This window comes from Bacillus sp. JZ105 (assembly GCF_053903125.1).
On record NZ_CP096387.1, the window covers coordinates 1,212,385 to 1,225,026 of the forward strand.

Genomic DNA, 12,642 nt, shown 5'->3' on the forward strand with positions numbered 1-12,642 from the left:
AAATTTAAAGAAAGTAGGTTCTCTTCAATGGAGATTGTTGAAGTTATTCAAGATAATGGTGAAAAACAATATTTTAGAGCTATAGACAGATGGCCGTTAGAGGGTGATTGGATACTTCCAGTTGATAATAGAGAAAAACATATGGATAAATGTTTCAGCAATAGATTTCGAGTCCTAAATAACCTTAGATTTGATAGTGTTTATAAAGTTATAAAAGTTAAGAACGTCAAACATGTAATTATTAAAGATGACATTGGTGACTCTGCTGAATTGGATTCATATCAATATAAAGTTCTTAAAACGATTTCACCAAAGGAAATCAATTTTTTTAATGATCAAATACATGTGCTTAAGCATCTTGATTCAAATTTGAAAAAACTAAAAAGTCTATCATCGAATAAGGGGAGAGATTGTTATAAAAATTGAAGTTCTTGAACCAGGAGCAATTTTTAAAAATCATAAAGATTTTTGTGCAAAAACGGGTTTGGTTTATAAAAATTCTACGAATAGCAAAAAGTCTCAATTAAAAGAGTTAGCCCGATACTGTGAATATGAAAAGCGAGGGCATACAATTGTTATTAAATCACGTTATACAATTCCTTTGCCGAAAGAAAAAAACACTAAAAATGCCGTGTACATTCAATTAATTGAATCGCTTTTGTTAGATATGCTAGCACAGGAATATAGAAGAAATAAACTTCTTCATATTACAAAAAGTAAATTAATTAGTTCTCTTGGATTTGTTAATAAAAATTATTTTAGTGCTATGCATAAAAAAAGCGAAATTGCTTTATTAATTGGCTCTGACAGTGAAGTAGTACAAGATTTTTATAATACATGTCAAGGCAGCTTCAAAAAAACTATCAAAGCTGCTTTAGATTGCCTTTCGGATAGAAGCATGATACATTTCACAACTGTTTATAAAGTGAACGAAAATGGTCAAAGTTCTAGAGTAGCAACAGCGAAAGAAACAGAAGCAATTCTGGTTAGTCAAAAGAAAATATTGCAAGAATTTGGGTGTACTAAGCTTTCGCAAATTAGAGCAAAAGGGAAAAAGGTGTGGAGGGATTTCGAATCAAAAGTTAATAAAGAGTTATATTTATATAATAACATCAGTTCCTATTTCCAAGTATACGAAATTATTCTCAACAGTAAGCACATAGAAGATGAATGTATTAGTATGTTGGAATTGCTTTTGAAAGAGCCAACTCGCATTAAGTATATTCAAGAGATTAATATTAAAGCGTGTGCTAGATTACTACAAAACGCAAAAAAACGTCATATTGATTCATCTCAAAACGTATATAGGAATCAGTCAAAATACATAGATGATATTAATAAATTGATAGATATTTTAATTAAACATGATACTGAATCTATTTCAGAAGAGTTAAGAGAAATAGACGTTAGCACGCTTGATGAGAAGACCAATGAGGAAATAGCTCTAATTTTCAGTTGATAAAATTCGACCAGTAAACGTCCTTATCCAAATAATTATACTTACCTTTGTTGGTCGAATTTTTCTAGTATTATTCTAAATATAGCGAATCAGCATAATTGAGATTATTTTTTAGAAGGGAAAATAAAATCCCATATACAGTCTGAAGGGGGTATGGGGGATGGTTGGCTGCACGATAGATAATTTGGAACGCAGTGGAAAATTATCTATCTAAAGCATCCCCCATGTTATGGATTTGATAATGTCTTGAAGATAAAACTGTCTTTAAAACAAAAAGACCGACAAAATAAAATCAAAGTGAATGATTTGGCAGCTGTGTCTTGGATATCTCTGAAAGACCCGTCAGTGAGTTCCACCTCTGGAATTTACGATAAATCCGTATAACCAAGGTGTAAAATTAACACATAATAGAAGCCCGTCCTCTATTAGTTTTGACCACTATAGAACTCCTTTTAGTTGAATTTATCAAATTAATAATAAGGAGAATGGAGGAGGGTGGCTATATGTAAATGATGGAAATTAACTACTTAGTACCCTTGAAAAAAACAATGACTTTTCCCTATTTACTGTGTAAAAAATAACCATATATACTTTATAGTGGAGTGTTTACATAGGAGGATGAGTAATGAAATTTGGTTCAAGGTGGTTAATTAGATTATTAGTATTTATTTTATTAGTTAGCGTATTCCCAGCTAACACTTTTGCAGAAGAAGTATCTGGTGTTAATTATTATTCAGGTGAGAACAAGCAAGATTTAAAGGATCTTGAATTGACGCTTCTAGTTACAATGCCTGAGTTCCGTGGAATAACTCAGAAGATTGATGGTGATATTCAAACGAAGGCTGGCCAAACAAAAGCAATAAAAGAAGCAATTAAATTAGCCCTAAACAATAAGCACAAACTATTTAAAGCTATTGAATTTTTCAGTAATAAGAGAACAGCTCGTTCTGTAGAGATTAGATGGAATAAATATGTTGAACCAGGATTGAAGGAGCTTTTAAAATGGGATAAGCTTGTTTGGAAATCTGTTAAAGATGCAATTTACAGAGCGTTAAGAGCTGGTAAACTTTCCGAAACAACATCTGAGAGTATTTCTATTTGGGTAGTTGAAGCACTAAAATGGATCGCATAAAAGGAGAGATAAATAATGGCTGGAAATGATATTCATGACATCATTGCACAACAAGCTTTATTAACAAGTGCAGTCGTTAAACTATACGATAAACTTGCGCCAGATGAGATTAATACTGATATTGTCTACCTTAGACAAGGATGGAGAAATGATGAGATAGACGAATTCAGTAGCTATATTGCTAGACTGAAGATGGAAAAAGCATCACCCACACTTAAAGAAGCTAAAGAGAAAATTAAAGAAATTAGAACGATAGAGCCGACTAATGATGAAATTAAAGCTTTGTTCCAAGCGTATAAAAATATTATGATTGTTGGTACAGCAGAAACCAAAAACATATTGAAGTAAACTGAGCTGCTTATGCGGCTCTTTTTTTGTTCAAAAAACCACCTACACTAAATGTAAGTTGTCATTTGAACAATTTCCCCAATAGTCTCTCTTTTGCCTTTCCTGCGACTCTCCTAGCTATTCTCTTGCCTACTGTACTGTACCCTTTTGAACAGCCAAGTATCTTCCTGATTTATAAAGCGCAGAACAGATTTTATTGATTTTCATGTACATTACCCCTTTAAGCCTGCTTGTTGTGTACATGATTGCAATTGTTTTGTTTAACGAATTAAAAAAAATAAAAGCAATACTTTTGCTTAAGAGTCTTTAGAATCATCTTCTGTAATGTAAAGTAAATCCAAGGCGTCGCAAATCTTGCCCAGTGTTTCACGTTGGTATTGTTTAGCGGTGTTATTGTAAAACCTTCTAACGGTTTCAAATCTTAGGTCATTTCCGAAGGCGAAACCCCTAATGGGTGTATCGTTTCTGACGATGCAAGACAAGCCACAAGTAGGAGAGTCTAGATATGGGCTTTCTGACCCTGTTAGGGACATTTGACACAGTAGGCTTGTTTGGGGAATAACCAACGGCAAATAGGGTGACACATACGGATACCATAAGCTTGATACACTATCAAGATGATCAGTCGCCTGTCTGAGTTTGTTTCTTTTTTTACAAGCAAATTCAGGCAGACAACTTGTCCAGCCGGTGTCCATTGCTTTCAACCTATAAAGCCAAAAAGCAAACAACAAGTCAAGACTAATAGAGAAAGAAAAAATCTAGTGTCTCTACTTATTTGAAAGGTAAAGATTGTGATATTATGGAATTACTATCAGAAAAGGGGATTTGTAAATGACTACGGTGTTAGAGCAAAAAATAAACAATTTCACATGTGCTGTTAAGAAAGCTATTCAACATGAAAATTGGTATGCTGCACTTGCAATAGCTTTAACCTTACCTGATATATGCGGTAAGCTGCAAAATCCTAGCTTAGGATCAACAAAAAGGTATATTGGTTTCTTTAATGATTTTCTTAAGCCTAAATATGTTTATAAAATAGGCGCTTTACAGAGGGAACATGAGTTTTTAAATGGGAATGATATGTATGCCCTAAGATGTTCATTTTTGCATTCTGGAACTGTTGATATTTCTAGTGAACGGATACAAGAGGCTTCGAACAAATATGCTTTTCTCAAGCCAGATGAGGTTAATAGACAAGTTGTTCATATGGATCAAATTGGTAATACATTGCAATTGCAAATTGATAAGTTCTGCTTAGAGGTAATTGCAGGAGTTGATATATGGTTGAAGTCTTATAAGAATGATGAAGAGATACAAGCGCGAGCAAATTCAATGATCAATATCATAGATCCTTCCAATGGGGTAAGAATATAGAGTATTACCCAGCTACATAAAGAAAAAATGATAATGATTATATTGACTTTCGTGAACAGAGGATGATTATATGAACACCGAAAAAGAAACAAAAAGTGCATCATGGGTTAACGACATAATTAAGATGAGTCCAAAATATCTTATTGCATTTATGCTATTTTCTGGAGTGAGTTTGCTTTTAGGTAATAGTCAACTAGGAATAAGTCTCGGTTTGAAAGAATCAATGGATGAATATAAAGTGTATTTAGGTATTGTTTTTTTAGCGTCGAGTTGCTTCTTAATATCTCATTTTATTTATTGGTTATTCTCCATTTTGAAATTTAAAATAGAAAGCAAAATACGCAACAAAGAAATGATTAATAGACTTAATAATTTAAATGACTATGAAAAACGAATATTGAGAACTTTTGTATTAGATAATGAAAGATCGATTCAGTTAGAAATTAATGATGGTACTGTTGCTGAACTTGAACTTTTAAGAATTCTTTTTAGAAGTGCAAATATTAGCAGTGGTGGAATGACTTTTCCTTATAACTTAAATCCTGTAGCTAGGGACTATTTAACAAAAAATCAAAACCTTGTATCTGACCCAATAGAGCGTGTTTTCTAGAAAGGGGATTGTCAGTAAATGCTCAAATCAAAGTTAGTTATTTGGACGTTTATCGTTGTGACTGGATTCTATATGCTGGTGAGTATATGGAATATTGCTGTATTTCCAGATAAGACATGGACAGATTATGCAGGTCAGATTCTAATTGTCGTTTTTGGGAGTATGGTGAATGGTTTAATTGCTGTTTTCTTTATGTACGTAGCAGCTATGTTAGTGAAATATATTAATGGTGATAGAGCTTAAAACATTTGTATAAAAAGGTAACATTTTTTTCGGTTTTTAAAAAATACGAAAGAACACAAGAGGATACAGAAGGGTAAAGAAAGCTTATGTATCAAGGTTTATAAGCGAATTGAGGGTATCGTTGATAATCACAGGATTTCATATATCTACCTTGACAGGTTAGAGGTCGCTGGTTCGGGCCCAGTCGGAATCATCGTTTAAACCCCTGCGTAGCAAGGGTTTTTTGTTTTTTTGGCAACGAATATTTGTGCTGTTTCTTTTGATTGGGGACGAACTGTCCGGCTCTTTTTTGAATAGCATTAATGCTCTCACCTGCCTCTATAAGCAGAGCGACCCATTGTATGTCTTAAATCATATAGTCGAATGTTTTTTAATTTGTGTTTAATTTTGACCATTTGGAAGAAGGGGTTGTGCAATAATATGGCTCATCAAAGCGATTATGAAATAAATATTGGTGATGATCTCCTTCCCATAAGTCACCAACTAATAGTTTTTCTTTGCTCCACATGATATGGTACTGCTTTAATTCATCCATTGTAAATAGTATCAGCATATCCAGTTTAAGAGGTTACTTACAAAATATTTAGAATTCTTTGGGAGAATCCTCCGAATGTAATATGGACTTTAAATGTTCATTTATAATTCTCTATTTGTCTATACTTTTCATATCGCTGTTGTATAAGCTCTTCTGAGGATAATGGTATCAATTTTTTTAGAGATGATTCGATCACAGATTCAATCATTTTTGCCTGTGATTTTATATCATTTTGTGCTCCACCTTTCATTTCAGGAATGATTTCATCAATCATTCCTAACTGTTTTAAATCTTTTGCTGAAATTTTCATATGTTTAGCAGCTTCTGGAGCATACTTAGCGTCCTTCCATAGGATAGATGCTGCTCCTTCTGGCGAAATGACCGAGTACCATGAATACTCTAACATATGGATATGGTTACCGACACTAATGCCAAGAGCTCCACCACTTGATGCCTCTCCAATTACAATACAAACAATTGGCACTTTAAGAGTAGCCATTTCAAATAGATTTCGAGCTATCGCTTCAGAAATTCCACGTTCTTCAGACCCTTTTCCTGGATAGGCGCCTATTGTATCAAATAAATGTAATAATAGGGCGATTAAATTTATCAGCTTGTTTCATAAGCCTTAGCGCTTTTCTATAACCTTCTGGATGTGCCATTCCAAAATTTCTTTCTATATTTTCCTTTGTACTTCTACCTCTTTGATGACCTATAACCGTAACGGGCATTCCTTTAAATTTTGCAATACCACCTATCATTGCTTGATCATCACCATATAATCGATCACCATGAAGTTCGAAAAAGTTTGTAAACAATAAAGGTATATAATCCAATGTCGTGGGCCGGTTACGTAGCCTTGCAATTTGAACTCGTTGAAAAGCTGTAAGATTAGAATAAATTTCATCTTGCATTTTATTTAAACGTTTTTCTAATAATTTCTGACGATACATCTACATTATTTTCTTTCATCATTTTCTTTAATTCATCAAATTTCTCTTTTAGTTCAAGAATAGGACGTTCAAAATCCAAACTCATTTTATCCTCCAAAGGTTATGATTTACCTCACTCTAATCAAAAGACTTAGCAATAGAATCAATAAATAATTCAAAACCATCCACAACTATTTTTTGTTCGGATTCTGATAAATTATTGAGGATACGTTGATAAAATGTAAGGGATTGTTCTCTTAAGCGATTAACAGTAATGTGACCTTTTTCTGTGAGGTGCAGAAAAAGTTCTCTTCTGTTTTTTTCATTTACTTCACGATAAACAAGCCCCTTTTTTACTAACTTATCTACCAATCTACTCACAGTTGAAGTCTCTAATCTAAGTTTATTGGAAAGTTGCCAAACAGTTAATTTTTCCACCTCTAGTTCCTCTAACGCCATCATTTGAGAAGTTGGTAGAGGTTTTTCAAATGGTCCATTGGGCAAATTTTGAGATTCAAAAACCCCTGTTATTATAATCATTTTCTTAATATCTGATCTTAGTTTTAAGGCATCTTCTCTTTTCAAAAAGATCACCCTCCTACAATTCATGTATTATACATGAATATGATTTTTTCACAAGCTTAGCGTAAGCCAATATGACAACAAGGTTGAGATATTTCTTCTTGTTAAAATGGTATAAGTGGATTGATTTCTACAAATGATAGAACATCAATTATGTATCAGGTGCCTTTATGGGCTACGGCTCATCGCAATCAAGCTAAGATAATAAAACTACCCCAAAAACGAAATTTTGTGATAACTTGTAACAAAAAACTCATAATTTTTTGGGGGGAACATTAAATTCTTAGAAGGGGTTTATGATATTAATATAAATGAGGAGCAGTTGCCCGTAGGAAACAGCGTTTCGCTTATGCTGAAGCTGAAGCATAATGAATACGAAAAATATACCTGGTAATAGAAGCGGTACGTTTGTTCATGAAACACTCGATGTCAAAATAATTATAAATGAAGCTGGCGATGTTATCACAGTTATACCGAAATAATTAATAAAAGGATGAATACGAATGTTTATCAAGTATGATGAATATGATCTATTAGAACTTTTTCAAAGTGAGCCGGTGAGTATAACAGGCAATATAGATGATGGAGAATTAATCTATACTTACAAAGATGACCAAAATTTCAAGGTGATTTTAACTTTAGATGTATATAAGCAAACGAGTAGTCTAAGTATTACATTTAATGATTCTATAGTATTTACAGGTGATTTTAATAATGTAACAAGTATAAAAAAAGATGACAATGCTATGGTAATGAACGTGGGCGAAGAAGAGAAGCTAAAAGTTAAATTTTATAAACAAGTTGGAGTGGAGTTACTTTAAAATAGCCTTATTATATTAGAAAGAAATATAAAACAATTATGATATTCTCTCAGATAAATCAGTAGGTGAAGTAGTTGATACTTCTAAATATAATGTTATTGTTATCATACCTTGACTGGCTATATGCCTTTCAAGGTTTTTGTGTTTATTGGCCTTCATACCGATAAAAAGCCGACAAAAAGGGGATCTTTTTTCCTGAGTGGATAATCGTATGATAGAGACAGCAAAACGAACGCATTGAGCACTCTAAGTGCCTTTGTTGGTGTCCGCTTTTTTTATTGGGAGACGCGCATTTCCCTTATTAATGGTGTATCTGGATACGGAACAAAGGTGATGAGGAATGTGACCAAACGAGAGGGAAGTTTGTACGCTCTATAAATTCGAATTTACATTAAATAATGTCATTATTGTTAAAAAAGATCAACACAGAAGAAATAGCTAAAGCTGAAAAGAAATTTGGGGTCACTTTGCCAGATACATATAAAAAGCTTATATTAGAACAGAATGGTGGTTATGCAGTTCATAATGCTTTTCCAATCACTCATTCTAATTCATAGGCGTAGGATCATATTCAATTTAATCACTTGCTGGAAATTGCTGAAGATGAAGGAATTATGGATAGTGCCTACTTAATAAATGAGTGGGAGCTGCCAGAAGGGCTTGTTTTGATTAGCGGGGATGGCCATACTTGGGTAGTGATGGATTATAGAAAAATGAAAAAGAATCCTTCAATTCATTATTTTGATGTTGAGATGGAAGAAGACTTTAAATTAGCGAATTCCTTTGATGAATTGAGTATTATTTAAGGTGAATTTTAAGAAAAAGAGGTCAAGCAATGAGAGCACCGTATCAAGTTTTGATATTTCCTTATATAGAAACTGAAAATTCCATTCAATATGCTATTTTTCATCGAAGTGATTATGGTTATTGGCAAGGAATAGCTGGTGGTGGAGAAGATGGTGAGACCCCTATTGAATCAGCAAAACGGGAAGCGTTTGAAGAGGCTGGTATTATAAGAGAATGTCCATATATAAAACTCGATTCTGTGTCTTCACTACCAGTAGAGGATGTAGTTGGTGAATTTCTTTGGGGAGAAGATGTTTATGTGATAAAAGAATTTTCTTTTGGAGTTAAAGTTCCTACAAAAAATATTAAATTATCTAAAGAACACTTCGATTTAGACTGACATAGCAGATTGAGACACAAATAAAACACCCTTATTAGGTTGCCATGCTACCAAATGTTTTTGGTGCGTGGTAGCCTAATTTTTTTTGGATACGCTCTTCATTATAATACTTGATGTAACGGTCGATTCGTTGCCTGACATCTTTTTCTGATATAGAGTTGAACTTTGTAAACATAAATTCCTCTGATTTTAAGCTGGAATGGAATGATTCAATCACTGCGTTATCCCAACAGTTACCTCGTCTAGACATACTGCTTGTGAGGTTCCTTACCCCCAGCTCCTTTTGATATGCATACGAACTGTATACACTTCCTTGATCTGAATGCACAAGTACACCTTTAGGCGAATTCCTTTTCTCTAAAGCTGCTCTCAATGTGTCCAATATGAGTGATGTCTGTTGGTGATCATCTAGGGTGTAGGCAACAACTTCGTTGTTGTACAAATCCATAATGGTCGAAAGGTAGAGCGTTCTTGGTCCATACTGAATATAAGTAATATCTGTTACCCATTTTAAATTCGGGTGTATTGCGGTGAAGTTTCGATTTAATATATTTGGGGCAATGATGACAGATTCCCCTTTTGATTTCCATTTCCTTTTACGCTTCACACGACATTGAAGATGGTATTTTTGCATGATGAGCTGTATAGTATTTCGGTTTCGTTTGATATCATATTGACGCTGAAGTAGCTTTCGGATCTTACGATGGCCGTACCGGAACGACGTTTCGGTACATAAGGAAATAACAGCCTTCTCCACTTGTGATTTTTTACGTATTCCTTCGGATACCCAACGATAATAGGTCGATCTGGCGACCTGCAAAATACTTAAGACAGACTTTACTGTATATTTCTTCCGTAATCTCTCGATCAAATACAAGGTTACTCCCTTTTCAACTCCTCTACGATCTCCAAATACTTTTTTAGAATTTCATTCTCCATCTTAAGGTGTTCAACCTGCCTATTCACTTTTTCCTCTTTGGATACATTGTCAGGTCCATGCCCGAAGCTATATTGTTTTCCAATTGGCTGATCGAATCGATGTAACTGATTTCCTCGATACCACTTCATCCATGTTTTAATCTGAGATACATTCTTTATATGATATTTATCCATAATTTGTTGATTGGTAAACTGCCCGCTTAATTTATCTTTCACAACCGCCCATTTTATTTCAGCTGAATATTTGTTTTTTTTCATAAAAAATACCCTCCAAATTAGCACTTAGTTTAAGTGTATCACTTGAAGGGTGTTTTTTTATGTCCCATTTGACTAGGTTAGTCTAATTATAAATGGGTGTGTTTTGAGGAAGCGGTAAGTCTGTTAAAATGGGATAGTAACAAAACCGCTTTGTGGGAATTAAACAAAAGGCTATTAAAATAATTGAAATGTTGTTAACAAAGCCAATAGTAGAACGAGAATTAAACGGAAAAAGCTTTGCTACATTACCTCTATAGCAAAGCTTTTCCTAAAGACAACCACTCAAAGCGTATAGACAAAAATAAAACAGACCCTGCATGAGCTGTTTTTTTATGGGGCCAAAATTTTATCTGTAAGAATAAAAGCGATGATTATGGATGGTGAGTAAATAATTTAATGGCTTTTTCTTTAAAAGTCAGATATACAACCATCACTTGAGAATATTTGCTTACGAATCTATGATCCATCATGTTCGCAAGAGCAACTCCTATTCAGAAGTTGCTTCGTTTTATTCACTAATAAAATGACTAAAGGTGCTAGTAATTATTAAAGTGACCGCTGATGCAATCAGTAAAGACACACTGATTGCGCCGAGTCCTAAGCCTTCCCATCTCCCTGCAAAAAAACTTATTAGCAACAAGGTAATACTTATGAGTATGAAAATAGCTGGTATTCCATACTGTAGAGCTACATTCTTTCTTTTAAAGATTAAAGAAACACTAAGTATAATTAGAGTAAGGAAAACTGTCAGTAGCCAGTATGGCATTTATTTTACCTCCTTTTAGATAAGAAAAATGAAACTATTTTATTTCCTCATCCATCACTTTCTTATATTTTTCAAACTCAGAATCTTTCATTTCTCCGTTCATTTGAAGCAGGAAGTTCCCTTTTGAATATGTGTGAGAGAAGAACATGGATCCAGCATTTCCCAACTCATCATAATAAGATTTGGCTTGGTTAAGGTCAGTTTCATTTCCAAATTTAAAAATCCTTCCACCAGCATTTTCACCTAAAGAAGGAATGAGAATCCTTTTTCCTTCTTCTCTTATATTTCCAAACTCTTTTTGTTCAAGATCAGTTGGTTTTTCTGCTTCAAGCCCAGCACTTTTGAAAGCTTCAATCACGTTGTCTGTGGTGAGTTGTTTTTTAGTAGATGCTGCACTGCTACAAGCTGTTAACAATAATAAACATGTAAAAAATAATACAAAATATTTCTTCATAGTAGATCCTCCTGATTGATAGATGCATAAGGATTTTACACTAAGTAATTCCTTTTTACTATCCTTTCGACAAAAGTAGACAAATATGAAAAACAAAGGAAGGATAAAATGATAACGTTCAGGTGAATATATATTTGACAAACTATTTACCGAGGGGGAGGAAGATGTGAAGTCATTTTTACTAATTGGACAATCAAATATGGCGGGGCGAGGCTTCAAACATGAAGTGCCGCCAATTTATAATGAAAGAATCATGATGCTGCGAAATGGTAGATGGCAAATGATGACTGAACCGATTCACTTTGATAGACCGGTAGCTGGTGTAGGATTGGCGGCTTCCTTTGCGGAGGCTTGGTGTAAGGATCATGAAGGAGAGATGATTGGCATTATTCCTTGTGCAGAGGGTGGCAGTTCCGTTGATGAGTGGTCACCGGATGGAGCATTATTTCGTCATGCAGTAAATGAAGCTAAATTTGCAAAGGAAAATAGCGAATTGGCAGGGATATTATGGCATCAAGGAGAAAGCGACAGCCAAGATGGGAAATACAAAGAATACTATGAAAAAATACTAAGATTATTTCATGAACTAAGAACTGAATTATTTGTACCTAACATTCCGCTTGTAATAGGAGGTTAGGGCGATTTCTTGGGAAAAGTGGCATTTGGCGCAGGGTGTGTGGAATATCAACTGATTAATGAGGAACTACAAAAATATGCACATCATCATGAAAATTGTTATTATGTTACTGCGAAAGGCCTTATACCTAATCCGAACGGAATTCACATCAATGCGATGTCTCAGAGAATATTTGGTATAAGATATTATGAAGCATTTCGAAAAAAAGAACATATACATGAACCATTACCAAATGAACATGAGTTAGTGAATGAATGTCATAATAGAATGAATACCTCAGCGGAGAAAACATATATAGCACTGGAAAAGTTCACGTTAGGCAAGATGACTTACGAAGAGTTGCTGAAGGCTTTATCGTAGGCTAAG

The 12,642-nt window shown here is 34.0% G+C and carries 12 protein-coding genes and 5 pseudogenes; 12 read left to right on the forward strand and 5 right to left on the reverse strand.

Annotated features, from left to right (window positions below; all coding sequences use genetic code 11):
• Window positions 1–27 precede the first annotated feature (27 nt).
• The 7 genes from M1D81_RS06095 (at window position 28) to M1D81_RS06125 (ending at window position 5,166) form a co-directional block, all read left to right on the forward strand.
• Window positions 28–426: a hypothetical protein gene (locus M1D81_RS06095; protein ID WP_456265307.1), complete on the forward strand. Its 399-nt coding sequence runs from the start codon at window positions 28–30 to the stop codon at window positions 424–426.
• Window positions 427–484: 58 nt separating this feature from the next.
• Window positions 485–1,459, forward strand: a complete 975-nt coding sequence (locus M1D81_RS06100) for a hypothetical protein (protein WP_456265306.1) — start codon at window positions 485–487, stop codon at window positions 1,457–1,459.
• A gap of 625 nt (window positions 1,460–2,084) precedes the next feature.
• On the forward strand, window positions 2,085–2,591 hold the full coding sequence (locus tag M1D81_RS06105; protein WP_456265304.1) for a hypothetical protein: 507 nt from the start codon (window positions 2,085–2,087) through the stop codon (window positions 2,589–2,591).
• Window positions 2,592–2,606: 15 nt separating this feature from the next.
• Window positions 2,607–2,939, forward strand: coding sequence for a hypothetical protein (locus tag M1D81_RS06110; RefSeq protein ID WP_456265303.1), 333 nt, complete (start codon window positions 2,607–2,609; stop codon window positions 2,937–2,939).
• A gap of 831 nt (window positions 2,940–3,770) precedes the next feature.
• Window positions 3,771–4,313, forward strand: a complete 543-nt coding sequence (locus M1D81_RS06115) for a hypothetical protein (RefSeq protein WP_456265302.1) — start codon at window positions 3,771–3,773, stop codon at window positions 4,311–4,313.
• A 70-nt stretch (window positions 4,314–4,383) separates the two neighbouring features.
• Window positions 4,384–4,923 (forward strand): superinfection exclusion B family protein, encoded by a 540-nt coding sequence (locus M1D81_RS06120; protein WP_456265301.1) that lies wholly within the window; start codon window positions 4,384–4,386, stop codon window positions 4,921–4,923.
• Window positions 4,924–4,941: 18 nt separating this feature from the next.
• Window positions 4,942–5,166 (forward strand): hypothetical protein, encoded by a 225-nt coding sequence (locus M1D81_RS06125; RefSeq protein ID WP_456265300.1) that lies wholly within the window; start codon window positions 4,942–4,944, stop codon window positions 5,164–5,166.
• 632 nt (window positions 5,167–5,798) lie between these two features.
• On the opposite strand, the pseudogene M1D81_RS06130 reads toward M1D81_RS06125, so the two are convergent.
• Window positions 5,799–6,739, reverse strand: a pseudogene (locus tag M1D81_RS06130) (acetyl-CoA carboxylase carboxyltransferase subunit alpha).
• A 32-nt stretch (window positions 6,740–6,771) separates the two neighbouring features.
• Complete coding sequence (locus M1D81_RS06135) at window positions 6,772–7,218, reverse strand: MarR family winged helix-turn-helix transcriptional regulator (protein ID WP_285707907.1); 447 nt, start codon at window positions 7,216–7,218, stop codon at window positions 6,772–6,774.
• Between the two features lie 500 nt (window positions 7,219–7,718).
• On the opposite strand from M1D81_RS06135, the gene M1D81_RS06140 reads away from it, so the two are divergent.
• From M1D81_RS06140 to M1D81_RS06150, 3 genes and pseudogenes are all read left to right on the forward strand, one after another.
• Entirely contained in the window at window positions 7,719–8,036 is a 318-nt protein-coding gene (locus M1D81_RS06140) for a hypothetical protein (RefSeq protein WP_025093598.1), read from the forward strand.
• A 398-nt stretch (window positions 8,037–8,434) separates the two neighbouring features.
• Window positions 8,435–8,827 (forward strand): annotated as a pseudogene (locus tag M1D81_RS06145) (SMI1/KNR4 family protein); the annotation flags it as partial.
• Window positions 8,828–8,871: 44 nt separating this feature from the next.
• A pseudogene (locus tag M1D81_RS06150) lies at window positions 8,872–9,213 on the forward strand (NUDIX hydrolase); the annotation flags it as partial.
• A 43-nt stretch (window positions 9,214–9,256) separates the two neighbouring features.
• Here the strand turns inward: M1D81_RS06150 and M1D81_RS06155 are convergent.
• A protein-coding gene (locus tag M1D81_RS06155) for an IS3 family transposase (RefSeq protein WP_456265299.1) occupies window positions 9,257–10,419 on the reverse strand; the annotation gives its coding sequence in 2 pieces (ribosomal slippage) (window positions 9,257–10,143 and window positions 10,143–10,419; 1,164 coding nt in all).
• Between the two features lie 84 nt (window positions 10,420–10,503).
• Between M1D81_RS06155 and M1D81_RS06160 the strand changes: the two are divergent.
• A pseudogene (locus tag M1D81_RS06160) lies at window positions 10,504–10,602 on the forward strand (NUDIX pyrophosphatase); the annotation flags it as partial.
• 325 nt (window positions 10,603–10,927) lie between these two features.
• Here M1D81_RS06160 and M1D81_RS06165 read toward each other — a convergent pair.
• Entirely contained in the window at window positions 10,928–11,185 is a 258-nt protein-coding gene (locus tag M1D81_RS06165; RefSeq protein WP_456265297.1) for a YesK family protein, read from the reverse strand.
• Window positions 11,186–11,219: 34 nt separating this feature from the next.
• A complete protein-coding gene (locus M1D81_RS06170; RefSeq protein ID WP_285707914.1) occupies window positions 11,220–11,639 on the reverse strand; it encodes a stress protein in 420 nt (139 codons plus the stop codon).
• Window positions 11,640–11,805: 166 nt separating this feature from the next.
• Here M1D81_RS06170 and M1D81_RS06175 point away from each other — a divergent pair.
• Window positions 11,806–12,636: pseudogene (locus tag M1D81_RS06175) on the forward strand (sialate O-acetylesterase).
• Window positions 12,637–12,642 lie beyond the last annotated feature (6 nt).

What these genes read in the sequence shown, in the direction of transcription:
- M1D81_RS06125 (WP_456265300.1), top strand. Translation starts at nt 4,942, where the DNA reads ATGCTCAAATCAAAGTTAGTTATTTGGACGTTTATCGTTGTGACTGGA.
- M1D81_RS06165 (WP_456265297.1), bottom strand. Translation starts at nt 11,185, where the DNA reads ATGCCATACTGGCTACTGACAGTTTTCCTTACTCTAATTATACTTAGT.
- M1D81_RS06120 (WP_456265301.1), top strand. Translation starts at nt 4,384, where the DNA reads ATGAACACCGAAAAAGAAACAAAAAGTGCATCATGGGTTAACGACATA.
- M1D81_RS06170 (WP_285707914.1), bottom strand. Translation starts at nt 11,639, where the DNA reads ATGAAGAAATATTTTGTATTATTTTTTACATGTTTATTATTGTTAACA.
- M1D81_RS06095 (WP_456265307.1), top strand. Translation starts at nt 28, where the DNA reads ATGGAGATTGTTGAAGTTATTCAAGATAATGGTGAAAAACAATATTTT.
- M1D81_RS06110 (WP_456265303.1), top strand. Translation starts at nt 2,607, where the DNA reads ATGGCTGGAAATGATATTCATGACATCATTGCACAACAAGCTTTATTA.
- M1D81_RS06115 (WP_456265302.1), top strand. Translation starts at nt 3,771, where the DNA reads ATGACTACGGTGTTAGAGCAAAAAATAAACAATTTCACATGTGCTGTT.
- M1D81_RS06140 (WP_025093598.1), top strand. Translation starts at nt 7,719, where the DNA reads ATGTTTATCAAGTATGATGAATATGATCTATTAGAACTTTTTCAAAGT.
- M1D81_RS06105 (WP_456265304.1), top strand. Translation starts at nt 2,085, where the DNA reads ATGAAATTTGGTTCAAGGTGGTTAATTAGATTATTAGTATTTATTTTA.